The sequence below is a fragment of the Brevundimonas sp. KH_025 genome (genome assembly GCF_057839885.1).
Genome location: NZ_CM174501.1, coordinates 2,702,776 through 2,728,723 on the forward strand (window position 1 = coordinate 2,702,776; position 25,948 = coordinate 2,728,723).

Annotated in this window: 15 protein-coding genes; 13 read left to right on the forward strand and 2 right to left on the reverse strand. The window is 70.1% G+C overall.

Features of this window, described 5'->3' with window-relative positions; genetic code table 11:
* Window positions 1-72 precede the first annotated feature (72 nt).
* Genes leuC through leuB form a run of 3 tightly spaced genes read left to right on the forward strand, consistent with a single transcriptional unit; the run spans window position 73 to window position 3,162 of the window.
* Window positions 73-1,479: a 3-isopropylmalate dehydratase large subunit gene (leuC, locus tag AC3IS2_RS13425; RefSeq protein ID WP_489198282.1), complete on the forward strand. Its 1,407-nt coding sequence runs from the start codon at window positions 73-75 to the stop codon at window positions 1,477-1,479.
* Window positions 1,472-2,062 carry a 3-isopropylmalate dehydratase small subunit gene (gene leuD / locus AC3IS2_RS13430; protein WP_489198283.1) on the forward strand — a complete coding sequence of 197 codons (591 nt, stop codon included), beginning with the start codon at window positions 1,472-1,474 and terminating at the stop codon, window positions 2,060-2,062. Before leuC ends, leuD begins: the two co-directional genes overlap by 8 nt.
* Entirely contained in the window at window positions 2,062-3,162 is a 1,101-nt protein-coding gene (gene leuB, locus AC3IS2_RS13435; protein WP_489198284.1) for a 3-isopropylmalate dehydrogenase, read from the forward strand. The genes leuD and leuB overlap by 1 nt, the downstream gene beginning before the upstream one ends.
* A 66-nt stretch (window positions 3,163-3,228) precedes the next feature.
* Here the strand turns inward: leuB and AC3IS2_RS13440 are convergent, their stop codons facing one another.
* Complete coding sequence (locus AC3IS2_RS13440) at window positions 3,229-3,714, reverse strand: TetR/AcrR family transcriptional regulator (protein WP_489198285.1); 486 nt, start codon at window positions 3,712-3,714, stop codon at window positions 3,229-3,231.
* Between the two features lie 280 nt (window positions 3,715-3,994).
* On the opposite strand from AC3IS2_RS13440, the gene AC3IS2_RS13445 reads away from it, so the two are divergent.
* The 5 genes from AC3IS2_RS13445 to AC3IS2_RS13465 all read left to right on the forward strand — a co-directional run bounded on the left by AC3IS2_RS13445 (window position 3,995) and on the right by AC3IS2_RS13465 (window position 12,476).
* Window positions 3,995-5,188, forward strand: coding sequence for an efflux RND transporter periplasmic adaptor subunit (locus AC3IS2_RS13445; RefSeq protein ID WP_489198286.1), 1,194 nt, complete (start codon window positions 3,995-3,997; stop codon window positions 5,186-5,188).
* Between the two features lie 5 nt (window positions 5,189-5,193).
* On the forward strand, window positions 5,194-8,466 hold the full coding sequence (locus tag AC3IS2_RS13450; RefSeq protein ID WP_489198288.1) for an efflux RND transporter permease subunit: 3,273 nt from the start codon (window positions 5,194-5,196) through the stop codon (window positions 8,464-8,466).
* Window positions 8,466-9,908 (forward strand): efflux transporter outer membrane subunit, encoded by a 1,443-nt coding sequence (locus tag AC3IS2_RS13455; RefSeq protein WP_489198289.1) that lies wholly within the window; start codon window positions 8,466-8,468, stop codon window positions 9,906-9,908. Before AC3IS2_RS13450 ends, AC3IS2_RS13455 begins: the two co-directional genes overlap by 1 nt.
* Window positions 9,909-10,077: 169 nt before the next feature.
* Window positions 10,078-11,217: a glutamate 5-kinase gene (gene proB / locus AC3IS2_RS13460; RefSeq protein ID WP_489200156.1), complete on the forward strand. Its 1,140-nt coding sequence runs from the start codon at window positions 10,078-10,080 to the stop codon at window positions 11,215-11,217.
* Window positions 11,214-12,476 (forward strand): glutamate-5-semialdehyde dehydrogenase, encoded by a 1,263-nt coding sequence (locus AC3IS2_RS13465; RefSeq protein WP_489198290.1) that lies wholly within the window; start codon window positions 11,214-11,216, stop codon window positions 12,474-12,476. Before proB ends, AC3IS2_RS13465 begins: the two co-directional genes overlap by 4 nt.
* 216 nt (window positions 12,477-12,692) lie before the next feature.
* On the opposite strand, the gene AC3IS2_RS13470 is transcribed toward AC3IS2_RS13465, so the two are convergent.
* Complete coding sequence (locus AC3IS2_RS13470) at window positions 12,693-15,497, reverse strand: M16 family metallopeptidase (protein WP_489198292.1); 2,805 nt, start codon at window positions 15,495-15,497, stop codon at window positions 12,693-12,695.
* Window positions 15,498-15,758: 261 nt separating this feature from the next.
* Between AC3IS2_RS13470 and AC3IS2_RS13475 the strand changes: the two genes are divergently transcribed.
* The 5 genes from AC3IS2_RS13475 to AC3IS2_RS13495 all read left to right on the forward strand — a co-directional run bounded on the left by AC3IS2_RS13475 (window position 15,759) and on the right by AC3IS2_RS13495 (window position 25,941).
* Window positions 15,759-17,204, forward strand: a complete 1,446-nt coding sequence (locus AC3IS2_RS13475) for an NAD(P)-dependent oxidoreductase (protein WP_489198294.1) — start codon at window positions 15,759-15,761, stop codon at window positions 17,202-17,204.
* Window positions 17,201-21,712 carry a glutamate synthase large subunit gene (gene gltB, locus AC3IS2_RS13480; protein ID WP_489198296.1) on the forward strand — a complete coding sequence of 1,504 codons (4,512 nt, stop codon included), beginning with the start codon at window positions 17,201-17,203 and terminating at the stop codon, window positions 21,710-21,712. Before AC3IS2_RS13475 ends, gltB begins: the two co-directional genes overlap by 4 nt.
* 36 nt (window positions 21,713-21,748) lie before the next feature.
* Window positions 21,749-23,074: an ammonium transporter gene (locus AC3IS2_RS13485; RefSeq protein ID WP_489198297.1), complete on the forward strand. Its 1,326-nt coding sequence runs from the start codon at window positions 21,749-21,751 to the stop codon at window positions 23,072-23,074.
* A gap of 70 nt (window positions 23,075-23,144) precedes the next feature.
* Entirely contained in the window at window positions 23,145-25,688 is a 2,544-nt protein-coding gene (gene ligD, locus AC3IS2_RS13490) for a DNA ligase D (protein WP_489198298.1), read from the forward strand.
* Window positions 25,689-25,758: 70 nt separating this feature from the next.
* Window positions 25,759-25,941 carry a DUF3606 domain-containing protein gene (locus AC3IS2_RS13495; protein ID WP_047413801.1) on the forward strand — a complete coding sequence of 61 codons (183 nt, stop codon included), beginning with the start codon at window positions 25,759-25,761 and terminating at the stop codon, window positions 25,939-25,941.
* The last annotated feature ends 7 nt before the right edge of the window (window positions 25,942-25,948 follow it).

The window sequence follows — 25,948 nt, forward strand, 5'->3', positions numbered from 1 at the left end:
GCGCTCGGCCTTCGCCCCCTCCACCATGCTGCGCATGGTCCCCCTCCCCCGCTTCGCAGGGGAGGATCGCCGATGAGCGCCCGCACCCTGTATGAAAAGGTCTGGGACCGGCACGTCGTCGTGCCGGAAACGACCGAGACGCCGGGGGTGATGTATGTGGACCTGCATCTGGTCCACGAAGTCACCTCGCCGCAGGCCTTCTCTGAAATCGAGGCGCGCGGACTGAAGGTCCGCCGCCCCGACCGCACCTTCGCCACCCTGGACCACTCCACCCCGACCCTGCCGGCCGGCGCGGACGGCGAGCGCCCCTACTTCACTGCCGCCGCCAGGAACCAGGTCGAGACCCTGGAGGCCAACTGCGCCCGCCACGGCGTCGAACTGGCGGGCTGGGATTCCGACCAGCGCGGCGTGGTCCACGTCATGGGGCCTGAGCTGGGCCTGACCCAGCCGGGCATGACCGTGGTCTGCGGCGACAGTCATACCGCCACGCATGGGGCCTTCGGCGCCCTGGCCTTCGGCATCGGCACCTCCGAGGTCGGCCATGTCCTGGCCACCCAGTGCCTGTTGCAGCGTCGCGCCAAGTCCATGCGCGTCACTGTCGACGGCGCCCTGCGCCCCGGCGTCTCGGGCAAGGACATGGCCCTGGCCGTCATCGCCGCCATCGGCTTCGGCGGCGGCACCGGCTATGTCATCGAATACGCCGGCGAGGCCGTGCGTTCGCTGGACATGGAAGGGCGCATGACCCTGTGCAACATGTCCATTGAAGCGGGCGCGCGCGCGGGCATGATCGCCCCCGACCGCACGACCATCGACTGGCTGCGCGGCCGTCGCCACGTCCCCGCCGACTTCGAAAGCGCCGCCGCCGACTGGCTGACCCTGACCTCCGATCCCGGCGCGACCTTCGATCAGGAGGTGACGCTGGACGGCGCCGCCATCCGTCCCATGGCCACCTGGGGCACCACGCCTGACGCGGGCGCCCCCGTCGGCGCCCCGGTGCCGCAGCCGCGCTCGGATTCGGACCGCAAGGCCATCGACTACATGGGCTTCACCGCCGGAGAGGCGACGACCGGCCACAAGGTCGACGTGGTCTTCATTGGCAGTTGCACCAACGGCCGCCTGCCCGACCTCCGCGCCGCCGCCGACGTCCTGCGCGGCCGCAAGATCCAGCCCGGCGTTCGCATGCTGGTCGTCCCCGGCTCCGAGGCCGTGCGTCGCGACGCCGAGGCCGAGGGTCTGGACAAGGTCTTCACCGAGGCCGGCGCCGAATGGCGCATCCCCGGCTGCTCCATGTGCATCGCCATGAACGGCGATTTCGTCGCCCCCGGCCAGTTGGCGGTCTCGACCTCCAACCGCAATTTCGAAGGCCGTCAGGGCAAGGGCGCCCGCACCATCCTGGCCAGCCCGGCGACCGCCGCGGCCAGCGCCGTCGCCGGCGTCCTGACCGACCCGCGGGCCTACTTGGAGGCCGCTCATGTCTGAACCGTTCAAAGTCCTGACGTCGAAGACCCTGACCCTGAGCCAGGCCAATATCGACACCGACCAGATCATCCCGGCCCGCTTCCTGACCACCACGACGCGCGAGGGTCTGGGCGTTCACGCCTTCCACGACTGGCGTTATGAGGCCGACGGCTCGGCCAAGCCCGAGGCGGTGCTGAACCGCATCGACCCGACCGAGCAGCGCATCCTGCTGGCCGGCCCCAACTTCGCCTGCGGCTCGTCGCGCGAGCACGCCCCCTGGGCCTTGCTGGACTATGGCTTCCGAGCCGTGATCTCGACCGAGATCGCCGACATCTTCACCTCGAATGCGCTGAAGAACGGCTTCCTGCCCATCGTCGTCGATCAGGCGACCTGGGACGACCTGGCCGCCCATCCGGAACAGCCCGTGACCATCGACCTGGAAGCCGGCAAGATCCGTCGCGGCAACGTCGCCCCCGTCCCCTTCAGGGTCGAGGCCTTCGCCCGCCAGTGCCTGCTCGACGGCGTCGACACCCTCGGCTGGCTGCAAGCCAGGCTGTCCTACATCCAGACCTACGAACGCTTCCGTGAACCGGAGACCATCTGATGCCCAACACCCGCACCTTCAACATCGTGGTCCTGCCCGGCGACGGCGTCGGCCCTGAAGTCACCGCCGCGGCCGAGCGGGTCCTGACCTGCATCGGCGACATCTACGGCCATCGGTTCGAGTTCTCCGAGCACCTGATCGGCGGCGCCGCCATCGACGCGACCGGCGAGGCCCTGCCCGCAGAGACCAAGGCCGCCTGTCTGGCTTCCGACGCCGTCCTGCTGGGCGCGGTCGGCGGACCCAAGTGGGACGGCGCGCCGGTCCGGCCCGAACAGGGTCTGCTGGCCATCCGAAAGGCCATGGGCCTGTACGCCAACCTGCGCCCGCTGCAGGTCTCGCCGGTCCTGGCCCACCGCTCGCCGTTGAAGAAGGAGATCGTCGAGGGCGTCGATCTGATCGTCTTCCGCGAACTGACCAGCGGCGTTTATTTCGGCGAGAAGACCCGCACCGAAACCAGCGCCTCGGACCTGTGCGTCTATACGGTCGAGGAGATCGAGCGCGTCTCCCGCGCCGCCTTCCAGGCCGCCGGCCAGCGTCGCGGCAAGGTCACTTCGGTCGACAAGGCCAATGTCATGGAGACCAGCCGCCTGTGGCGCGAGGTCGTGACCCGCATCCACGCCGAGGAATATCCTCAGATCACCCTGGAGCACGCCCTGGTCGACTCCATGGCCATGCACCTGATCCGCAAACCGCGCGACTATGACGTCATCCTGACCGAGAACATGTTCGGCGACATCCTGTCGGACGAGATCTCGGTGCTGGGCGGCTCCATCGGCCTCCTGCCCTCGGCCTCGCTGGGCAGCAGCGGCCCCGGCCTGTTCGAGCCGATCCACGGCTCGGCCCCGGACATCGCGGGTCAGGATCTGGCCAACCCGGTCGGCATGGTGCTGTCGGCGGCCATGATGCTGCGTCACAGCTTCGAGCTGGAAGACGAGGCCAACTCGATCGAGGCCGCCGTCGCCGCCGTCCTGGCTTCGGGCGCCGTCACCGCCGATCTGGGCGGCCCCTTGGGCACGGTCGAGGCGACCCGCGCCATCGTCGACGCCATCCGCGCCATCCACTGGGCGGCGGCGCGCCACGTGCCGATGCACTGGGCCTGAGCCACCCACGCCTAGGCATGGATATGAAAGAGAAAGGGCGGGCCTCGCGGTCCGCCCTTTTTGCATTCAGTTGTCGATCAGACCCTGCAACGCCGCCGACATCCGCCGCGCCAGCTCCGCCTTCTGCGTCTCGTCGAGCGACGAATAGCCGTCCGACAGCTCGCGTCCGATCGCCATGCCCATGATCAGGCCCGCCGCCAGACGCGCCCGCACCGGGGCGTCCGGCCCACCGATCCAGGCGGCCAGGGGATCGAAGAAGCGGTTGTTGGAGGTCCTCTGCATGACGTCCATCGCCTTGGCCGAGCCGACCGAGCGCAGCAGGATCAGCAGGCCGCGCATCCGGGTCCCATCCCCGTCCGCCTCGCAGGGCGTCAGGTCGCCATAGACGATCTCGCGCGCCAGTCGGTCGCCGAAATCCTCGCGCGGGCCGTCCATCAGGTCGCGGCCGTTCTTGCAACTGTCGAGGACGGCGACGAACAGGTCTTCCTTGGAGCCGAAGTAGCGGCTGATCAGGGCCGCATCCACGCCGACGTCGCGCGCGACGTCGCGCATGCCGACGTCGTCGTAGCTGTCGGAACAAAAACGCTCCCGCGCCGCTTCCAGAATTGCCTGGCGCGTGGCGTTCGCATTGCGTGGTCGGGGGGCGTCGCACAGGACCAAGTGGTCGTACTCCAATAAACCTTATCGCCTATATGGCTTTGTCATCAGACGTTGACAAGCGCAACCATGATCATCAATAAGTCACCCGATGTTGACTGGCGCATCCTCCCCCGATGAGCGCCGTTCCGCTATGTCTGTTACGTCAAAATCCCCTCCCAAGGAGAATGCGCCGATGCGCACGGTGAAGATCGCGGCCGCGTCCGTACTGATGGCGACCGCCCTCTATGGCTGTTCCAAGGGCGGTGAAGCGCCCGCCCCCCAGGCTCCGCCGGTGACAGTGGCCACGCCGCTGGTCCGCCAGGTCGTTGATTGGGACGAAGTCACCGGCCGGTTCGAAGCTCCCCGCTCGGTCGATGTGCGCGCCCGCGTCGGCGGCTATATCCAGTCGGTCCACTTCAAGGACGGCGATTTCGTTCGCCAGGGCCAACTGCTGTTCACGCTCGACGCGCGCCCGGCCCAGGCCGCCCTCGCCTCGGCCCAGGCCCAGCTGGCTCAAGCCCAGGCGCAACTGACCCTGGCCCGCACCGAGTTCGCCCGCGCCGAGGGCCTGCTGGCCTCGCAGGCCGTGTCGCAAGCCGAGGTCGATTCCAAACGCGGCGCCGTGGCCCAGGCCCAGGCCGCCGTCTCGGCCGCCAACGCCGCCATCCGCGCGCGTCAACTGGACGTCGAGTTCACCCGCGTCGTCGCCCCGATCGCGGGCCGCGTCTCCGACCGCCGCGTCGATCCGGGCAACCTGATCGGCGGCGGCTCCTCGGCCGGCGACATCCTGACCACCGTCGTCTCGGCCTCGCCCATCTATTTCGTCTTCGACGGCTCCGAAGCCCTCGCGCTGAAATATCAGCGCGAAGCTCGCACGGGCGGCCCGGCCCCGATCCGCATCCGCCTGCAGGATGAAACCGCCTACAGCCGCACCGGCACGCTGGACTTCACCGACAACGCCATCGACACCGCCTCGGGCACCATCCGCCTGCGCGCCGTGGTGCCGAACGCCGACGGCTTCCTGAAGCCCGGCATGTTCGGCCAGGCCCAGCTGGCCGGCGGCGGCTCCTATCAGGCCCTGCTGGTGCCCGACGCCGCCATCGCCACCGACGCCGCGCGCCGCGTGGTCATGGTCGTCAACGCCGACGGCACGACGGCGCCGCGCCCGGTCCAGACCGGACCCCTGGTCGACGGCCTGCGCGTCATCCGTTCGGGTCTGAAGCCGACCGACCGCGTCATCATCTCGGGCGGCCAACGCATCCAGATGCCGGGCATGAAGGTCTCGCCCAAGACCGGGACCATCGCCCCGGTCGCCCCGCAAGCAGGCGCGGCCCCCGTCACCCAGGCGGCGCCGGCCTCCAGCGCCTCCTTCGCCAACGCGGGCTGATCTAGATGAATATCTCCCGCTTCTTCATCGACCGCCCGATCTTCGCGGGCGTGATATCGGTGTTCATCACCCTGATCGGCCTGTTCGCCTATCCGATGCTGCCCCTGTCGCAGTATCCGGAGATCGCGCCCCCGACGATCACCATCAACGCCGCCTACCCCGGCGCCTCGGCCGAGACCCTGGCCGAGACCGTGGCGGCCCCCATCGAGCAAGAGGTCAACGGCGTCGAAAAGATGCTGTACCTGACCTCCTCGTCCACCTCGGACGGGGCGGTGGCGATCACCGTGACCTTCCAGCCCGGCACGGATCTCGATTCCGCCCAGGTGCTGGTGCAGAACCGCGTCGCCCTGGCCGAGCCGAAACTGCCCGAGCAGGTCCGCCAGATCGGCGTGACGGTCAACAAGGCCGAAAGCGGCTTCCTGATGATCGTCGGCCTGACCTCGCCCGACGGCAGCCTGGATAACGACTACGTCGGCAACTACGCCAACTCGACGCTGCGGGACCGCCTGCTGCGCATCGACGGCGTCGGCCAGGTCCAGGTCTTCGGCGGCGGCAACTATTCGATGCGCGTCTGGATCGACCCGGCCAAGGCGGCCGAGCGCGGTCTGACCGGCTCCGACATCGTCGCCTCCCTGCGCGCCCAGAACGTCCAGGCCGCGGCCGGCGCCATCGGCCAGCCGCCCTTCGCCACCAACGCCGCCGCCTTCCAGCTGCCGGTTCAGGTGCAGGGCCGCCTGTCCGATCCCGACCAGTTCGCAGACGTGGTCATCAAGACCGACGCCGACGGCCGCGTGACCCGCGTTCGCGACGTGGCGCGCGTCGAACTGGGCGCCCAGAGCTATGGCATCAACGGCTACTTCGACGGCCAGCGCGGCGTCGGCATCGCCATCGTCCAGCAGCCCGGCGCCAACGCCCTGGGCACCGCCGAGCGCGTCCTGGCCGAGGTCGAGGCCGTCAAGGCCGAACTGCCCGCCGGGATGGCCATCTCCATCCCCTACAACCCGACGGAATTCGTCGCCGCCTCGGTCGAGGCGGTGCAGCACACCGTGTTCGAAGCCGTCGTCCTGGTGGCCATCGTCGTCCTGATCTTCCTTCAGACCTGGCGCGCGGCCATCATCCCCATCATCGCCATCCCGGTCGCCCTGGTCGGCACCTTCGCGGTGCAACTGGCGCTGGGCTATTCGATCAACTCCCTGTCGCTGTTCGCCCTGGTTCTGGCCGTCGGCATCGTCGTCGACGACGCCATCATCGTGGTCGAGAACGTCGAGCGATATCTACGACAGGGGCTGACGCCCAAGGAGGCCGCCTACCGTTCGATGCAGGAGGTCTCGGGCGCCCTGATCGCCATCGGCCTGGTGCTGACGGCGGTGTTCGTCCCGACCGCCTTCGTCCCTGGCATCCCCGGCATCTTCTATCGCCAGTTCGCCGTCACCATCGCCTCGGCGACGCTGATCTCCCTGCTGGTGTCGCTGACCCTGTCGCCGGCTCTGGCCGCCCTGCTGCTCAAGCCGCACCAGGATCACCATGAGCGCAAGCCGGGCCTGTGGGGCACGATCCTCCACTACCTCGGCTGGGCCGGCGCCAAGTTCAACCAGGGCTTCGACTGGCTGTCGGACAAGTACGGCCGCCTGACCGCCCGCCTGGTCCGTTCGCTGATGCTCGTCATGATCGTCTATGCGGGCCTGCTGGCCTTGACCGGCTGGCGCCTGGTGGACACGCCCTCGGGCTTCATTCCCGACCAGGATCAGGGCTTCCTGATCGGCGTCATCCAGCTTCCGGCCGGCGCCTCGCTGGAACGGACCGAAGCCGTGATGAAGCGCGCCGACGAGATCATCCAGAAGACCGAGGGTGTCGACGGCACCGTGGCCTTCGCCGGTCTCGACGGCTCCAGCTTCTCGTTCGGCTCCAACGCCGCGACCATCTTCGTGCGCCTCGACGCCTTCGAGGACCGCACCAAGGAACAGGCCGCCGCCGCCCTGGCCCACGCCATCACCGGCGCCACCGGCGGCATCGAGGACGCCAACATCTTCGTCATCGCCCCTCCAGCCGTTCAAGGCCTGGGCAACGGCAACGGCTTCAAGATGATGATCCAGGACCGTTCCGGCGCGGGCTACCGCGCGCTGGAAGGCGCCACCTTCGCCATGATGGGCGGCGCGGCCCAGATGCCCGATCAGGTGCAGCAGGTCTTCTCGACCTACAACACCGGCTCGCCCCGCATCGCCGCCGACGTCGACCGCGACAAGGCCCTGATGATGGGCGTCCAGCCCTCGGCCGTGTTCGACACCCTCGGCGTCTATCTGGGTTCGTCCTACATCAACGACTTCAACCTGCTGGGCCGCACCTTCCGCGTCACCGCCCAGGCTGAACCGTCGGCGCGCGACGACATCGCCGACATCGCCAACCTGAAGACCCGCTCGGCCACCGGCGCCATGGTGCCGATCGGCGCCGTCGCCAACCTGCGCGAGGACTCCGGTCCGGCCCGCGTCGTCCGCTACAACCTGTTCCCGGCTTCCGAGCTGCAGGGTCAGGCCGCGCCGGGCGTCTCGTCCGGCCAGGGCATCGCGGCGATGGAGAACCTGGCGGCTCAAGCCCTGCCGCAAGGCTTCAGCTACGAGTGGACCGAACTGGCCCTGCAAGAGAAGCAGGCCTCGGGCGGCGCCTCGCTCATCTTCGTCATGGCCGTGGTCTTCGTCTTCCTGGTTCTGGCGGCGCAGTATGAGGCCTTCACCCTGCCGCTCGCGGTGGTGCTGATCGTCCCCATGTGTCTGCTGGCGGCCATGATCGGGGTGAACATCCGCGGTCTGGACAACAACATCCTGGTCCAAATCGGTCTCGTGGTCCTGATCGCCCTGGCGGCCAAGAACGCCATCCTGATCGTCGAATTCGCCAAGCAGGCGGAAGAGGAAGAGGGCATGGATCGCTTCGAAGCGGCTGTTTACGCCGCCAAGGTGCGTCTGCGTCCGATCCTGATGACGTCCTTCGCCTTCATCTTCGGCGTCGTGCCGCTGATGCTGGCGACCGGCCCCGGCGCCGAAATGCGCCAGTCGCTGGGCACGTCGGTCTTCTCCGGCATGCTGGGCGTGACCTTCTTCGGTCTGATCTTCACCCCGGTCTTCTACGTGATGATGCGCTGGCTCTCGGCCAAACTGCCCAAGCCCCCGGTCAAGGCGCGCGAGCTGCCGACCACCTATGGCGCCCCGCCGCATGATCCGTACGACCCCAACGACCCCGCGCCGGCTGCCCCCGCCACGGCCAACCCGCGCCTGGGAGACGCCTGATGAACCGTAAAGTCCTTCCCCTCCTGACCGCCTCCAGCGCCGCGCTTCTGCTCGCCGCCTGCGCGGTCGGGCCCAAGGCGCCGGCGCCCACTCTGCCGGTCCAGGGCCAGGGCGCCTTCATCGGCTCGCAATCCGCCTCGGTTTCGACCGAGGCGGCCCGCGCCGACTGGTGGCGGCTCTATAACGACGCTGCGCTGGACGGTCTGATCCAGCAGGCGCTGACCGAGAACAACGAGCTGGAGGCGGCCGCAGCCAATCTGCGCGCCGTCCGGGCCTCGTTGTCCGAGGCCCGCGCCGGACGTCTGCCGACCACCACTCTGAGCACTTCGGGCCAGTACGGCCGCGCCTCGGCCGCCGCCACGGCCGACGGCAACAACGGCCAGGCGTTCGACAACGGCGAGACCTACAGCGCCGGTCTCGACATGGCCTATGAGATCGACCTGTTCGGTCGCGTCGGCTCGGCCATCCGCGCCGCCCGCGCCGACGCCGACGCCGCCGCCGAAGCGCTGGAAGTGGTGCGCATCACCGTCGCCGCCGAAACCGCCCGGGCCTATGCCGACACCTGTTCGGCCAACGCCCAGATCGCGGTCGCCGAACGCACCATCGAGCTGCAGGGCAAGACCGTCGACCTGACCCAGCGCCTGCTGGACGGCGGTTCCGGCAATGGTCTGGACGTGGCCCGCGCCCGCGCGGCGCTGGAACAGACCCGCGCCAGCCTGCCGCCGCTGCGGGCCCAACGCGACGGCGCCCTCTATCGTCTCGCCACCCTGACCGGGCGCACCCCGGCCGAGGCCAGCGAGGCGGCCCGCGGCTGTCAGTCGCCGCCGCAACTGTCGCAGCCGATCCCGGTCGGCGACGGCGCGGCGCTGCTGGCCCGTCGTCCCGACGTGCGTCAGGCGGAAGCGCGCCTGGCCGCCGCCGCCGCCCGCGTCAACGTGGCCACCGCCAGCCTCTATCCGACCATCAGCCTGGGCGGATCCCTGGGGACCACGGCGCTGGACAGCAATGACCTCGGCAAGGATTCCAGCTTCCGCTTCAGCGTCGGCCCGCTGATCAGCTGGAACTTCCCCAACATCGCCGTGGCCCGCGCCCGCATCAAGCAGGCCGACGCCCAGACCGACGCGGCCCTGGCGACCTTCGACCAGACCGTGCTGACGGCCCTGCAGGAAACCGAGACGGCGCTCAGCGCCTACGCCAACGAACTGGACCGCCGCACGGCCCTGCGCACCGCGCGGGATCAGGCGGCGACGGCGGCCCGCCTGTCGCGCCTGCGTTTCGACGCCGGCGCCGACAGCTTCCTGACGGTGCTGGATTCGGAACGGACCCTGGCCGGCGCCGACGCGGCCCTCGCCGCTTCGGAAGCCCAGGTCACCACCTACCAGATCGCCCTGTTCAAGGCCCTGGCCGGCGGCTGGGATCAGGCCCCCAACCCGGAAGCCTGATCCTCGATCATCGCTGAACATGGAAACGCCCGGCAGGTTCGACCCCGCCGGGCGTTTTCTTTTGGGCCGCGCCGCACGATTTCCGCGCGCCGAGACGTGACCCCGGCCCGATTGATGCTCTAGGGAAGAAGCCGTGAACGTTCCCGCTGCGCCCTCCCCCGCCGCCGAGATCGCCGCCGGGGCCTCGCCCGCGACGGCGCTGGCGCACGCCCGCCGCGTGGTGGTCAAGATCGGCTCCTCCCTGCTCATCGACCATGCGACCCGCGCCGTCGCCCGCGACTGGCTGGCCTCTCTGGCTCAGGACATCGCCGACCTTCGCGCGCAAGGCCGCGAGGTCATCGTCGTCTCCTCCGGCGCCGTGGCCCTGGGACGCGGGCGGCTGAACACCTCGCCGGGTCGGCTGCAGGACAAGCAGGCCGCCGCCGCCGTCGGCCAGACCCTGCTGATGCACGCCTGGGAAGAGGCCCTGGCCCCCCACGGCCTGATCACCGCCCAGATCCTGCTGACCCGCGACGACACCGAACGCCGCCGCCGCTGGCTCAACGCGCGCGCCACCGTCGAGGCCCTGCTGGCCCACGGCGTCGTCCCCGTGGTCAACGAGAACGACACCGTCGCCACCGAGGAAATCCGCTACGGCGACAACGACCGGCTGGCCGCCCGCGCGGCCCAGTTGGCGCGCGCCGACCTGCTGATCCTGCTGTCCGACGTCGACGGCCTCTACACCGCCGACCCGCGCCGCGATCCCGAGGCCCGCCATCTGCCCCTGGTCGAGACCCTCGGCCCCGACATCCTCAGCATGGCGACCGGCGCCAATACGACGGCCGGGGTCGGCACCGGCGGCATGGCGACCAAGCTGGCCGCAGCCCAGATCGCCCGCTCAGCCGGCTGCGCCACCGTCATCGCCTCGGGCCTGACCCTGCATCCGCTGAAGGCCGTGACCGAGGGCGCACGCGCCACCCTGATCACCGCCCCCGCCACCCCGCTGGCCGCCTGGAAGCAGTGGATCGCCGGCAGCATGGCCCCCGGCGGTTCGCTGACGCTGGACGACGGCGCCGTGCGCGCGCTGCAGTCGGGCAAGAGCCTGCTGCCCTCGGGCGTGGTCGCGGTCAGCGGCGACTTCGAAAAGGGCGACAGCCTGCGCCTGATCGACACGAACGGCGCCGTCGTCGGCGTCGGCCTGGCCGCCTATCCCGCCGACGAGATCGCCCTGATCCGGGGCCGCCATTCCGACGAGATCGAGACCTTGCTGGGCTATCGCGGCCCCTCCGTCGTGATCCACCGCGACGACCTGGTGCTGGAAAGCCGATGACCGACGTAAGCGCTCTGATGCTCGACATGGGCCGTCGCGCCCGCGCCGCCGCCGACGCGCTTCGCGCCTCCACGCCGGACGCCCGCACCGAGGCCCTGACCCGTCTCGCCGGGGCCTTGCGCGCCGCCGAAGCCGAGATCCTGGCCGCCAACGCCCGCGACATCGACAACGCCCGCGCCTCCGGCCTGTCGGAGGCCCTGATCGACCGCCTGGCCCTGACCCCCGCCCGCGTCGAGGGCATGGCCGTCGCCGTCGAAACCATCGCCGCCCAGCCCGATCCCGTCGGCGCCGAGATGGCCCGCTGGACCCCCGCCAACGGTCTGGACATCGCCCGCGTCCGCACCCCCATCGGCGTGCTGGGCGTCATCTACGAGAGCCGGCCCAATGTCACCGCCGACGCCGCCGCCCTCTGCCTTCGCTCGGGCAACGCCGCCATCCTGCGCTGCGGTTCCGACTGCCTGGAATCCTCGCGCGCCATCGCCGCCGTGGTCGCCCGCGCCGTGGCCGAGGCCGGTCTGCCCGCCGACGCCGTCCAGTTGGTCCCGGTCCCTGATCGCGAGGCCGTCGGCGCCATCCTGTCGGGCCTCGACGGCGCCATCGACCTGATCATCCCGCGCGGCGGCAAGAGCCTGGTCGCCCGCGTTCAGGCCGAAGCCAAGGCCCCCGTGCTGGGTCACCTCGAAGGCCTGTGCCACACCTATCTGGACGCCGCCGCCGACCTCGACGTCGCCCGCCGCGTCGCCGTCAACGCCAAGATGCGCCGCGTCTCGGTCTGCGGCGCCACAGAGACCCTGCTGGTCGATCGCGCCGCCGCCGAGCGCCTGCTCCCTGCCGTCGCCGCTGACCTCATCAACGCCGGTTGCGAACTGCGCGGCGATGCCGAAACCCGCGCCCTGGTCCCCCAAGCCGCCGAAGCGGCCGAGCCCGACTGGACCACCGAATACCTGGCCCCCGTCCTGTCGGTGCGGGTCGTGGACGGCGTAGCCGGCGCGGTCGAGCACATCCGCCGTTACGGCTCGGGCCACACCGAGGCCATCATCACCACCGACGCCGACGCCGCCGAACGCTTCGCCAACGGCGTCGACAGCGCCATCGTCCTGATCAACGCCTCGACCCAGTTCGCCGACGGGGGCGAGTTCGGCTTCGGCGGCGAGATCGGCATCTCGACCTCCAAGCTGCACGCGCGCGGCCCCGTCGGCGCCGAACAGCTGACCACCTACAAATACGTCGTGCGCGGCCAGGGCCAGACCCGGCCCTGATCCCTCCGCCGTCATCCCGGCCCAGCGGCGCAGCCGCGCCGAGCCGGGACCGCCACAAACTCACCGCCCGCGTCTTGAGCGGTCCCGGATAACGGCTCCGCCGTTTCCGGGATGACGCGGAACCCTGCGCGGGCCTCAAGTAGCCCGAAGGGCGGTAGGCCAACGAAAAAGGGCGACGCCGAAGCGCCGCCCTCCCCCTGCCCCAGAGCCGATCCGTCAGTTGACGGGACGACCCTCGGTATCGACCACCTGAACCTCGCCCAGGTTCAGGGCGCGGATCTTGGGCTCGATGGCGGCGCGATCGCCGACCACCACCCAGGTCGTCGGCCCGTCGCCGACGATGGCGCGCGCCGCGACCGAGGCCCGCTGCGGGTTCGTCGCGTTCACCGAGGCGGCGTAGCCGTCGTAGTAGTTTTCCGGCACGCCGTAGACGACCATGTTGGTGAGGTCGCCGGCCACCGCGGCGTTGGTCTCCCAGTTGCCGGCCATGCCCAGAACCAGGTTCGAGCGCACGGCGGCGATCTCTTCCTCGCTCAGCGGGCGCGAGCCGACCACGTCGCTCAGCTCCTTGCGGATCTCGACCAGGCTCTCGGCCGTCTTGTCCGACTGAACGCCGGTCGAGACCAGGAACATCCGCTCGCCGCGCGTGGTGCGCAGACCCGAACCGGCGCCATAGGACCAGTGCTTGTCCTCGCGCAGGTTCATGTTGATGCGGCTGGTGAAGGCGCCGCCCAGAGCGGTGTTGGCGACATCAATCGACCCTTCGGTCGCCGCGTCGAAGGCCGGGGCCAGACGGCCGGCGGTGATCGACGACTGCGGGCCGGCCCGGTCCACGATCAGGACGCGCGGCCCCGATTGCGACGGCAGGGCGGGCGCGGCGGCCTTGACCGGCAGCGGCGTCGAAGGGGCGCGCCAGGTGCGGAACGCCTTCTCCAGCGCCGGAGCCAGCTCGGCCTGGGTGGTGTCGCCGACCACCACCAGGGTGGCGTTGTCCGGACGGAACCAGGCCGCATGGTAGGCCTCGGCGTCGGCCGGGGTCAGCGCCTTGACGCTGTTCTCCGTTCCCGAAATGGGCCGACCGTAGGGGTTCTCGGGCCCAAAGACATTGGCCGCCAACACGCGGCCGGCGATGGCGCCCGGGTTGCGGTTCGACTGCTGGATGCCCGACACCTGCTGGGCCTGGGCCCGTTGGAAATCCTCGGCCCGGAAGGCGGGATTCTGAATGATGTCGGCGTAGAGGGCCAGCGACGGCGCCAGCCGCGACTCGATCGCGTTCAGCGAGACGTTGGTGTAGTCGACCGCCGAGCCCGCGCCGATGGTGGCGCCCAGCAACTGCATCTGGTCGCTGATCTGCAGGGCTGTGAGCCGGTCTGTGCCGTTGGTCATGACGGCCGGCGCCAGCTGGGCCACGCCGTTCTTGCCCGTCGGGTCGGCGGCCGAGCCGGCCTCGACGATCAGGTTCATGCTGACGGTCGGCACGCCGGTGCGGGGGGCCAGCACCACCTTCAGCCCGTTCGACAGGGTGAAGCGCTCGAAGCTGGGGAAGTCGGCCTGGGGCGCGGCGCCCGGGTCCGGCATCTTGGTGCGGTCGGCGCCGTTCGCCGCCGCGGCGAAGTCCGGGAAGGGCAGGACTTCCAGCGCATAGCTGCCGTCGGTCAGCCATTCGCGGCCCGCCGTCGTCAGGTTGGCGGGGGTGGCGCTCAGCAGGCGCTCATAGCCGGCCTTCCAGGCGCCGGGGTCGCCCAGGAAGACCTGGCTCTCGGCCAGACGGTCGGACTTGCCGCCGAAGCCGCCGATCCGCTCCAGGCCGCGGACATAGGCGGCGCCGTTGACGGTGCGGGCGCGCTCCAGTTCGTCGGCGGTCGGGCCGTCGCGCAGCAGGCGGGCCATCTCCTCATCGACCACGCGCTCGATGGCGGCCAGATCCTGACCCGGCTTGGCCGTCACCATGACCAGGAACTGGCTGCCGATCTCGCTCTCGGACGTGCCGGCGAAGACGCTGGTCGCGACCTGATCGTCAAACACCAGACGCTTGTGCAGGCGCGAGGTGCGGCCCGACGACAGGACCTGGCCCAGCAGACCCAGGTAGTCGGTGGCGGCGTCGCCGGTCGGCGGCACGTTCCACACCTTGTAGAGGCGGGGCTGGCCGACGCGGTCGTACATGACCTCGCGCTGAACGCCTTCCATCCGCGACACCATGCGCTGCGGCTGGGTGACGGGCGGCCCCGAGGGAATGTCGCCGAAATAGTGCTCGACCTTGGCGCGGGCTTCCTCGGGCGTGATGTCGCCGGCCAGGACGATGACGGCGTTGGCGGCGCCGTAATAGTCGCGGAACCAGCCCTTCACGTCGTCCAGGCTGGCGGCGTTCAGGTCGGCCATCTCGCCGATGACCGTGTGGCCATAGGGGTGGTCGGCCGGATAGGTGGCCTTGGTGATCACGTCCCAGACGCGGCCGTAGGGCTGGTTCTCGCCCTGGCGCTTCTCGTTCTGGACCACGCCGCGCTGCTCATCCAGACGGGCCTGGTCGATGGCGCCCAGCAGGTGGCCCATGCGGTCGCTTTCCAGCCACAGCACGCTGTCCAGCGCCGACTTCGGCACGTTCTGGAAATAGTTGGTGCGGTCGGTGTTGGTGGTGCCGTTCTGGTCGGTGGCGCCCAGCAGTTCGGTCGCCTTGAAGAAGTCGTTGTTGAAATTCTCCGACCCGTTGAACATCAGGTGCTCGAACAGGTGGGCGAAGCCCGAACGGCCGGTCGGCTCGTTCTTGGACCCCACGTGGTACCAGATGTTCACCGCCACGATCGGCGCCTTGTGGTCCTCGTGGACGATCAGGGTCAGGCCGTTCGGCAGCACCATCTTGGTGTAGGGGATGTCCACGTCCGGCAGGGCCGGTAGCGCGGCGGCGGCGGCCCGGCTCTGGGCGGCGGGCGCGGCGGCGGGCGCCGGAGAAGCGTGGGCGGCGGCGGCCAGAAGACTGACGGCGGCCCCGCCCAGAAGGGCCAGGCGGCGTGCGGCGATGGTCATGTTTTCCCCCAATGCGATATCGCGATGCCTGACCGTAACGGCGCTACGCCGCCAGAAATGAACCTTTCAAAAATTTAATGGACCAGCCCAGCGGCGCGCATCGCGCCCGCTCGCGAAATAATGCTGCGGCGCACACGTAAAATCGGCCATAAAATGCGATCAATAGCGCTTGACAAGCCACATCGTGCCGTCATGCGTCAATTTTAGGCTTTCCTTGGAAAAATATTTGCACAACCGCCCCATGTCTCGCTTAATGAGCAAATGCAAAAAGGCGGACGATCCAACCCTGGCGGTTTCCTGATTGAACAGCGGCGGCTCGAGAAGCAGCCGGCCGAGGCGCGCGTGCGCGACTTCGCGGAGATCACGCTCAAGCCGACCGCCGACGGCGGGACGGCCCAGGCGTCGCGCTGCACCGACTGCGGCGTGCCCTTTTGCCAGAACGCCTGCCCGCTGCAGAACAACATTCCTGACTGGCTGGCCCTGTCGGCGGACGGCGACCTGCGCGAGGCCTGGCGCGTCGCCGCCGCCACCTCGACCATGCCGGAGATCTGCGGCCGCATCTGTCCGCAGGACCGCCTGTGCGAAGGCGCCTGCACCCTGCAGCAGTCCGGCTGGGACGGCGTCACCATCGGCTCGGTCGAGGCCTGGATCGCCGACACCGCCTTCGACAACGGCTGGGTCGAGCCCATCCGCCCCCTGGCCGAACGCGGCCAGAGCGTCGCCATCATCGGCTCCGGCCCGGCCGGTCTGGCCGCCGCCGACCGCCTGCGCAGCGAAGGCTACGCTGTCGTCGTCTACGACCGCCACGACCGCGCCGGCGGCCTGCTGACCTATGGCATCCCCGGCTTCAAGCTGGAGAAGCGCATCGTCCAGCGCCGCGTGGACCGCCTGATCGAAGGCGGCGTCCAGTTCGTGCTCAACACCTCGGTCGGCGTCGACGTCTCGATGGACGAGCTGCGGTCGCGTCACGACGCGGTCCTGCTGGCCATGGGCGTCTATCAGGCCCGCACCCTCAGCGTGCCGGGACGCGGCCCCGATGACACCGTCGCCGCCCTCGACTTCCTGATCGCCCAGAACCGCGTCGACTGCGGCGACGCCGCCGACGACGCCGCGCCCCATGCGGCCGGTCGCGACGTCGTCGTCGTCGGCGGCGGCGACACGGCCATGGACTGCGTCCGCACGGCGATCCGTCAGGGGGCGAACAGCGTCGTCTGCCTCTATCGCCGCGACCGTGACAACATGCCCGGCTCGGCCCGCGAGGTGCAGAACGCCGAGGAAGAAGGCGTCCGCTTCGAATGGCTGGGCGCGCCCAAGGCCCTGATGTCCAAGGGCGAGGCCGTCGTCGCCGTCCGCGCCCAGCGCATGGCGCTTGCCCAGAATTTGGCCGAGGCCGCCCCCGGCCAGCGTCGCGACATCGCCCCCGTCCCCGGCTCGGACTTCGACCTGCCCGCCGACCTGGTGATCGAGGCCCTCGGCTTCGAGCCCGAGGCCTTCGCCGAGCAGCTCGACGCCGGCCTGGAACTGACCCGGTGGAACACCCTGCAGGTGGCGCGTGGCGGTTTCGCCACCACCCTGCCCGGCGTGTTCGCCGCCGGAGACGCCGTGCGCGGCGCCTCTCTCGTCGTCTGGGCCGTGCGCGACGGCCAGGACGCCGCGGCCGAAATCGACCGTTACCTGCGCGCGCGCACCGAGGAGGCCGCGGCATGACCGACTGGCTGTCGCAATACGAAGAGAACCGCGCCCGCCTGATCGAGAGCGGCGCCTATGACCCCTCGTCGGAGCGCGACGCCTGCGGCGTGGGCCTGGTCTGCGCCATCGACGGCAAGCCCCGGCGCGAGATCGTCGAGATGGCCATCAAGTCGCTGAAGGCCGTTGCCCACCGGGGCGCGGTCGACGCCGACGGCCTGTCCGGCGACGGCGCCGGCATCATGATCGAACTGCCCCAGGCCTTCTTCGCGGCCCAGGTGCGCGCGGTCGGTCAGACCCTGCGCGCCGGCCCCATCGCTGTGGGCCAGGTCTTCCTGCCGCGCACCGACCTGGGCGCCCAGGACCACGCCCGCGCCATCGTCGAGGCCGAGGCCATCCGCTCGGGCTTCTACATCTACGGCTGGCGCCAGACGCCGATGGACCTGTCCGTCGTCGGCGTGCGCGCCGACGCCACCCGGCCCGAGATCGAGCAGATCATGCTGGCCGCGCCGGAAGGCATGGAGATCGAGGAACTGGAGCGCGAGCTGTTCCTGTGCCGCCGCCGCATCGAAAAGGCGGTGCAGGCCTCGGGCCTGAACGGCTTCTACCTCTGCTCCCTGTCGGCCCGCTCCATCGTCTACAAGGGCATGGTCCGCGCCGAGCTGCTGGGCCGGCTGTATCACGACCTGAACGACCCGACGGTCGTCGCCGGCTACGCCGTCTTCCACCAGCGCTACTCGACCAACACCTTCCCCGAGTGGAGACTGGCCCAGCCCTTCCGCATGCTGGCCCACAACGGCGAGATCAACACGCTGAAGGGCAACCTGAACTGGATGCGCGCCCACGAGATCCGCATGGCGGCCTCGGCCTTCGGCGACCGCGACCATGAGGTCAAGCCGGTGGTCCAGCCGGGCGGCTCGGACTCGGCGGCGCTGGACAATGTCTTCGAGGTCCTGGTCCGCGCCGGACGCCCCGCCCCCCTGGCCAAGGCCCTGCTGGCGCCCGAAGCCTGGTCCTCGGACGACGTGGTGATGAAGCCCGAGCACCGCGCCCTCTACGCCTACTGCAATGCGGTGATGGAGCCGTGGGACGGCCCCGCCGCCCTCTGCGCCGTCGACGGCCGCTGGGTCGTGGCCGGCAAGGACCGCAACGGCCTGCGTCCCCTGCGCGCCGTCGAGACCGTGGACGGCCTGCTGCTGGCCGGCTCCGAGGCCGGCCTGGTCCCCCTGCCCGAGGGCCGCATCAAGCGCCGCCTGCACATCGGCCCCGGCAAGCTGATCGCCGTCGATCTGAAGCACGGCCGCCTCTACGACGAGCATGAGGCCGTCGACGCCCTGGCCGCCGCCCAGCCCTATGAACAGTGGCTGGAAAACATGGTCGATCTAGAGCCGATCATCGGCCCCGGACCGGAACCGCGCGCCGCTGTCGGCGAGGCCCTGATCCGCCGCCAGATCGCCGCCGGTTTTAGCCGCGAGGATCTGGACCTGCTGCTGGACGCCCTGGTCCGCGACGGCAAGGAGGCGGTCGGCTCGATGGGCGACGACGCCCCGCCCGCCGTCCTGTCCAGCCTGCCCCGCCCGCTGGCCCACTACTTCCGCCAGAACTTCAGCCAGGTGACGAACCCACCCATCGACCCCCTGCGCGAAGCCGGGGCCATGAGCCTGAAGACGCGCTTCAAGAACCTGGGCAACATCCTGGCCCAGGACGAGGCCCAGACCGAGGTCTTCGTGCTGGATAGCCCGGTCCTGACCACCGGCATGTACCAGCGCCTGCTCGGCGTCATCGCCGACGGCTCGACCACGGTGATCGACTGCACCTATCCGGTCCCGGCCGAGGGCGACCGTTCCGGCGCCGGCCTGCGTCAGGCCCTGGACCGCATCCGCGACGAGGCCGAGGCCGCCGCGCGCGAGGGCGCCACCCTGATCGTCCTGACCGACGAGCACGCCTCGGCCGAGCGTCTGGCCGCGCCGATGATCCTGGCTGTCGCCGGGACCCACGGCCGCCTGATCGAGGCGGGCCTGCGCACCTATTGCTCGCTGGTGGTGCGCTCGGCCGAGACCCTGGACCCGCACGCCTTCGCTGTTCTGGTCGGGGTCGGCGCCACCGCCGTCAATCCGTGGCTGGCGCAGGAGCTGTTCCAGGAACGTCTGGATCGCGGCGCCTATCCCGGCCTGACGCTTCATGACGCCTGCCTGAACTACAAGCACGGCATCGAGGCCGGCCTGCTGAAGGTGCTGGCGCGCAAGGGCATCAGCGTCATCTCCGCCTATCGCGGCGGCTGCGAGTTCGAGGTCCTGGGCCTGTCCCGCGCCCTGGCCGCCGAGTTCTTCCCCGGCGCCCCCTCGCGCATCTCGGGCATCGGTCTGGCTGGCCTGGAGCAGGCGGCGCTCAAGCGTCATGCCGTGGCCTTCGGTCCGGCGGTGCCGTCCCCGTCCATGGGCGGCTTCTTCCGCATCCGCGCGGGCGGCGAGGCCCACGCCCACGACGCCAGGACCATCCACCTGCTGCAGGACGCGGTGAACCGCGGCGACTACAAGCGCTTCAAGCAATACTCGGCCGCCGTGCGCGAGCAGCCGGACCTGGCCCTGCGCGATCTGCTGGACTTCAAGGAGGGCCTGACCCCGGTGCAGTTGCACGAGGTCGAGAGCGTTTCCGACATCCGCCGTCGCTTCCTGTCCCAGGCCATGTCGCTGGGGGCCCTGTCGCCCGAAGCCCATGAGACCCTGAACATCGCCATGAACCGGATGGGCGCGCGCGCCGTCTCCGGCGAGGGCGGCGAGGACCCGGCCCGCTATGTCCCGCGTCCGAACGGCGACAACGCCAACTCGGCGGTCAAGCAGGTCGCCTCGGGCCGCTTCGGCGTCACCGCCGAATACCTGAACCAGTGCCGCGAGATCGAGATCAAGGTGGCGCAAGGCGCCAAGCCCGGCGAGGGCGGCCAGCTGCCCGGCTTCAAGGTGACCGAGTTCATCGGCCGGATGCGCCACGCCGTCCCCGGCACCACCCTGATCAGCCCGCCGCCGCACCACGACATCTATTCGATCGAGGACCTGGCCCAGCTGATCTACGACCTGAAGGCGATCAATCCCGACGCCAAGGTCACGGTCAAACTGGTCTCCGCCACCGGCATCGGCGCCATCGCCTCGGGCGTGGCCAAGGCCAAGGCCGACGCCATCCTGATCGCCGGCCACAACGGCGGCACCGGCGCCTCGCCCCAGACCTCGGTCAAGCACGCCGGCATGCCCTGGGAGATCGGCCTGGCCGAGGCGCATCAGGTCCTCAGCCTGAACCACCTGCGCTCGTCGGTCAGCTTGCGCGCCGACGGCGGCATCCGCACCGGCCGCGACGTGGTCCTGGCCGCCCTGCTGGGGGCCGAGGAATACGGCATCGGCACCTCGGGCCTGATCGCCATGGGCTGTCTGATGGTGCGCCAGTGCCATTCCAACACCTGCCCGGTCGGGGTCTGCTCGCAGGACGAGCGCCTGCGCGCCAAGTTCACCGGCACGCCGGAGAAGGTGGTCAACCTCTTCAGCTTCATCGCCGAGGAGGTCCGCGAAATCCTGGCCGCCATCGGCGCCCGCACCATTGATGAAATCGTCGGCCGCACCGACCTGCTGCGTCAGACACGGCGCGGCGGCTCGCATCTGGACGACCTGGACCTCAACCCCCTGCTGATGAAGGTCGACGTCGACCGTCCCGGCCGCTGGGCCGACAAGGTGCGCAAGCCCGTCCCCGAGAGCCTGGACGCCCAGGTGCTGAAGGACGCCCAGGCCTTCTTGGAGCGCGGCCAGACGCTGGAACTGTCCTATCCGCTGAACAACACCCAGCGCACCGCCGGCGCGGGCGTGTCGTCCGCCATCGTGCGCAAGTTCGGCCCGGAGGGTCCGCAGGGCCGCCTGACGTTGAAGCTGGAAGGCATCGCCGGTCAGAGCTTCGGCGCCTTCGGGGCCAAGGGCCTGATCCTCGACGTCGTCGGCGAGGTCAACGACTACGTCGGCAAGGGCCTGTCGGGGGCCGACATCCATGTCCGTCCCTATGAGTGGCGCGCGGACCAGCAGGTCTGCGGCAACACCACCCTCTATGGCGCCACCTCCGGGCGTCTGTTCGTGGCGGGGGCGGCGGGCGAACGCTTCGCCGTCCGCAACTCGGGCGCCGAGGCCGTGGTCGAGGGTCTGGGCGCGCACGGCTGCGAATACATGACCGGCGGCCGTGTGGTCGTCCTGGGCGCCGTCGGCTGGAACCTGGCGGCGGGCATGAGCGGCGGCGAGCTGTTCGTGCTGGACGCCGACGGTCGCGCGGCCCGGGCGCTGAACGGCGACCTGGCCGGCATCGGCGCCATCGACGCCGAGGCGGAAGCCCGGCTGAAGGCCCTGATCGAGGCCCACGCCGCCGCCACCGCCTCGCCTCTGGCCAGGCGTATCCTGGCCGACTGGTCGACGTTCGCGCCCCGCTTCGTCCGCATCGTGCCCAAGACCGTCCTGGCCGCCGAGGCCGCGAACACCGACGTCAGGCTGGCCCAACCGGCCTGACCTTCCCTTCCGCCGCGTCTTCTCCCCGAGACCTTCATGACATCACCGACGATCACCAGGGCCGCAGCATTCTGTTGCGGCCTTTTCGCCTTTGTGCTTGCGGCGCCTGCCCTGGCGGCGGCGCCGAACCTGCTGACGCATCAGGTTCCGCTGGCGCTGGACGGCGCCGGTACGGCCTGGATCCTGACCTCGACGGCCCTGGTGCTGATGATGACCCTGCCGGGTCTGGCGCTCTTCTACGGCGGCATGGTTCGCAAGAAGAACCTGATCGCCACCATCGCCCATTCGACGGCGGCCATGGCCATCGTCACCGTCCTGTGGTTCGTCGCCGGCTACACCCTGTCCTTCGGCGTCAGCGACGGTCCGGCTGACGGCTTCATCGGCAGCCTGCAGGGCCTGTTCCTTAACGGCGTCGGGGTGAAGACCGCCCACGCCCTGACCCCCGGCCTGCCCGAGTTCCTGTGGATCAGCTATCAGCTGACCTTCGCCATCATCACCCCGGCCCTGATCGCGGGGGCCTTCGCCGAGCGCATAAAGTTCTCGGCCAGCATCCTCTTCTTCACCCTGTGGCACCTGATCGTCTATGCGCCGATCTGCCATCAGGTCTGGGGCGGCGGCTGGATGGGCGAGCTGGGCGTGCTCGACTTCGCCGGCGGGGCCGTGGTCCACGTCAATGCGGGCGTCGCCGGTCTGGTCTGCGCCATCGTTTTGGGTCCTCGTCACGGCTGGGGCCGCGACAACATGGCCCCGCACAACCTGGCCTTCACCGCCATTGGGACGGGGTTGCTGTTCGTCGGCTGGATGGGCTTCAACGGCGGCTCGGCCGCGGGCGCCAATGAGATCGCCGCCGTCGCCGTCTTCAACACCCTGCTGGCCCCCGCCGCCGCCGCCGTCGGCTGGATCGCGGTGGAGTGGACGCTGAAGAAGAAGCCGACCCTGCTGGGCCTGCTGACCGGCGTGGTCGCCGGTCTGGTCGCCATCACCCCCGGCGCCGGTTTCGTCGATCCCAAGGGCGCCTTCTTCATCGGCCTGATCTCGGGTCCGGTCGCCTATGTCGGGGCCGTCTGGCTCAAACACAAACTCAAGTACGACGACAGCCTCGACGCCTTCGGCGTGCACGGCATCGCCGGGATCGCGGGGGCCCTGCTGACCGGGGTCTTCGCCAACGCCGCCATCAATCCCCTGGCAGAGGGGGCAAGCGTGTGGAAGCAGGCTGTCGGCCTGGGCGGCGCCATGATCTGGAGCGCCGTCGGCACCTTCGTGGTGCTGATGATCTGCAAATACACCGTCGGCCTGCGCGTCGAGAAGGAGGCCGAGATCGAGGGCCTCGACTACAGCCAGCACGGCGAGGCCATGCACTAGGCCCATCGGGGCGGCCAAAGGGGCGGCATGGGCCGATGAAGCCTTCGCCGCCCCGCCGCGTTCCGTCCCCATGACGGCGCGCGGCGAACTGGAGACCTATCAGGCCAAGCGTAGCTTCGGCCTCACGCCCGAGCCGAAGGGGCGCAAGGCCAGGCCGCGCACCACCGCCCTGCGCTACCTGATCCAGCGCCACGCCGCGACGCGTCTGCACTACGACTTCCGCATCGAGCATGACGGCGTGCTGAAGTCCTGGGCCGTGACCAAGGCCCCGTCGCGCGATCCTCACGTCAAACGTCTGGCGGTCGAAGTCGAGGACCACCCCCTCGACTATGGCGGCTTCGAAGGCACCATCCCCGCCGGCAACTATGGCGCTGGCACGGTGCAGTTGTGGGACGTCGGCGGGTGGACGCCCCAGGACGCCGATCTGGACGCCGCCTTCGCAAAGGGCGTCATCAAGCTGACCCTCGACGGCGAACGGCTGAAGGGCGGCTGGGCCTTGGTCCGGCTCAAATCCAACCGAGGCAAGCCCCCAGGAAGCGGAAAGCAGCGCCCCAACTGGCTGCTGCTCAAGGAGAAGGACGCCTACGCCGTCGAGGGCGAAGGCGACGCCCTGGCCGAGATCGACGCCTCCATCACCACCGGCAGAACCCTCGCCGAAATCGCTGACGACGAGACCGAATGGACTTCCTCCAAACCCGCCGCCCGCAAGGCCGCGCCCAAGCCGTCAAAGCCCGCAGCCAAACCTCTCGCCAAGCCCCACGCCTTCGTCCCCATCCAGCTGTGCCAGGTCGCCGACCGCCCGCCCTCGGCGCTCGGCTGGGTGCATGAGATCAAGTTCGACGGCTACCGCATTCAGGTCGCCACCGGCGGCGGCCGCGCGACCTTGCGCACCCGCAAGGGTTTGGACTGGAGCGAGCGCTTTCCCGAACTGGCCGCCGACGCCGCCCACTGGCCCGACGCCGTGGTCGACGGCGAATTGTGCGCGCTGGACGCCGACACCCTGCCCGACTTCTCGGCGCTTCAGACCGCCATAGCCGACGAGAAGACCGACGCCCTGGTCTATTTCGCCTTCGACCTGCTGTTCGACGGGGGCGAGGACCTGCGCCCCCTGCCCCTGTCGCATCGCAAGGCCCGGCTGCAGGCCTGGTGCGACCGCGTCGCCAAGGGCCACGCCGCCCGCCTGCGCTACACCGACCATTTCGCCGCCAGCGGCTCCGCCGTTCTGGAAAGCGCCTGCCGGATGGGGCTGGAGGGGGTCATCTCCAAGAAGCTCGACGCCCCCTATCGCGCCGGGCGCTCGGCCACCTGGGTCAAATCCAAATGCCGGGGCCGCGACGAAGTGGTGATCGGCGGCTGGTCTTCGGAGGGCGCAACTCGCTTCCGCTCCCTGCTGGTCGGCGTGAAGACCAAGGGCGGCCTGCGCTACCTCGGCCGCGTCGGAACCGGCTATTCAGCGGCCCTGACGAAAACCCTGCTGCCCGCCCTGAAAGCCGCCGCCGCCGACCGCTCGCCCTTCGTCGGCGCCGCCGCCCCCGAGGCCAGCGCCGACCTGGGTGAACAGTTGCATTGGGTCGCCCCCGTCCTCGTCGCCGAGATCGAACACGCCGGCTATTCCGAGGCCGGCATCCTGCGCCAGGCCGCCTTCAAGGGCCTGCGCGAAGACAAGGCCCCCGCCGACGTCACCGCCTCGCCCCAACCGCCCGCCGCCAAGCCAAGCAAGCTGGCCGTCGCGGGCGTGACCATCACCCATCCCGACAAGGTGCTGTGGCCCGCGCTCGACGGCCACGCCGCCGTCACCAAGGCCGATCTGATCCGCTATTACGAGGCCGCCGCCGACCGCCTGCTGCCCCATATCCTCGACCGCCCCGTCTCCATCATCCGCGCCCCCGACGGCATCGCGGGCGAACGCTTCTTCCAGCGCCACGCCCTGGCGGGCCACCATCCGGGCCTGCGCCCGATCGAGGCGGGGGCCGGCAAACCCTATGTCGCCGTCACCGACCTCAGCGGCCTGATCGCCATCGGCCAGTCGGGCGGGCTGGAGTTGCATCCCTGGGGCTGCAGGCCCGGCGATCCCGAGACCCCGGACCAGATCACCTTCGACCTCGACCCCGACGAGGGCCTCGCCTTCGACGCCGTGGTCGCCGCCGCCAACCTGCTGAAACCGCGCTTGGAGGCCCTCGGCCTGACCCCCTTCGTCAAGACCACCGGCGGCAAGGGCCTGCACGTCGTCGTCCCGATCCGCTCGGACGCCCGCAGCCGCATCGACTGGGACGCCGCCAAGGCCTTCGCCAAGGCCGTCTGCGAGGCGCTGAAAGCCGACTGTCCCGACCGTTTCACCACGACGATGGCCAAGTCGGCGCGGGGCGGAAAGATCTTCCTCGACTACCTGCGCAACGGCCGCGCCGCCACCGCCGTCGCCCCCTGGTCGCCCCGCGCCCGCCCCGGCGCCGGCCTCGCCCTGCCCCTGTCCTGGGGTCAGGCGAAGCCGGGACTGGACCCGACTGCGTTCAACCTCCTGACCGCGGCCGCCCTGCTGCAAGCCCCCGACCCCTGGGCCGACTTCCGCCGAGCCGAGGCGTCGCTGAAGCCGGCGATGAAGAAGGCGGGCGTTTGAGCCAGGCCCGGGGCGCCCTTCCCGGCGCCCGCCGTGCTAACCTGCTGTTCGAACAAGGAAGGACACCCCCATGGCGGGCCTCAAGGACAAGCGCGGCTTCATCGACAAGGACCGGCTGGACCTGTCCGAACGTCAGGCCGTCGAATACTGGATGAAGCGCTGGGGCGTGACCCGCGACCAGATCACCGCCGCCCACCGCAAGGTCGGCCGCATGACCAAGGACATCGCCGCCGAACTGGGCAAGAAGCGCTGATCGGCAC

Bases quoted from the DNA above. Each gene is read 5' to 3' on its own strand.
- AC3IS2_RS13455 (WP_489198289.1), top strand. From the start codon at position 8,466: ATGAACCGTAAAGTCCTTCCCCTCCTGACCGCCTCCAGCGCCGCGCTT.
- AC3IS2_RS13440 (WP_489198285.1), bottom strand. From the start codon at position 3,714: ATGCGCGACGTCGCGCGCGACGTCGGCGTGGATGCGGCCCTGATCAGC.
- AC3IS2_RS13485 (WP_489198297.1), top strand. From the start codon at position 21,749: ATGACATCACCGACGATCACCAGGGCCGCAGCATTCTGTTGCGGCCTT.
- AC3IS2_RS13475 (WP_489198294.1), top strand. From the start codon at position 15,759: ATGCAAAAAGGCGGACGATCCAACCCTGGCGGTTTCCTGATTGAACAG.
- leuD (WP_489198283.1), top strand. From the start codon at position 1,472: ATGTCTGAACCGTTCAAAGTCCTGACGTCGAAGACCCTGACCCTGAGC.
- AC3IS2_RS13445 (WP_489198286.1), top strand. From the start codon at position 3,995: ATGCGCACGGTGAAGATCGCGGCCGCGTCCGTACTGATGGCGACCGCC.
- AC3IS2_RS13495 (WP_047413801.1), top strand. From the start codon at position 25,759: ATGGCGGGCCTCAAGGACAAGCGCGGCTTCATCGACAAGGACCGGCTG.
- AC3IS2_RS13450 (WP_489198288.1), top strand. From the start codon at position 5,194: ATGAATATCTCCCGCTTCTTCATCGACCGCCCGATCTTCGCGGGCGTG.
- AC3IS2_RS13465 (WP_489198290.1), top strand. From the start codon at position 11,214: ATGACCGACGTAAGCGCTCTGATGCTCGACATGGGCCGTCGCGCCCGC.
- gltB (WP_489198296.1), top strand. From the start codon at position 17,201: ATGACCGACTGGCTGTCGCAATACGAAGAGAACCGCGCCCGCCTGATC.
- leuC (WP_489198282.1), top strand. From the start codon at position 73: ATGAGCGCCCGCACCCTGTATGAAAAGGTCTGGGACCGGCACGTCGTC.
- leuB (WP_489198284.1), top strand. From the start codon at position 2,062: ATGCCCAACACCCGCACCTTCAACATCGTGGTCCTGCCCGGCGACGGC.
- ligD (WP_489198298.1), top strand. From the start codon at position 23,145: ATGACGGCGCGCGGCGAACTGGAGACCTATCAGGCCAAGCGTAGCTTC.
- AC3IS2_RS13470 (WP_489198292.1), bottom strand. From the start codon at position 15,497: ATGACCATCGCCGCACGCCGCCTGGCCCTTCTGGGCGGGGCCGCCGTC.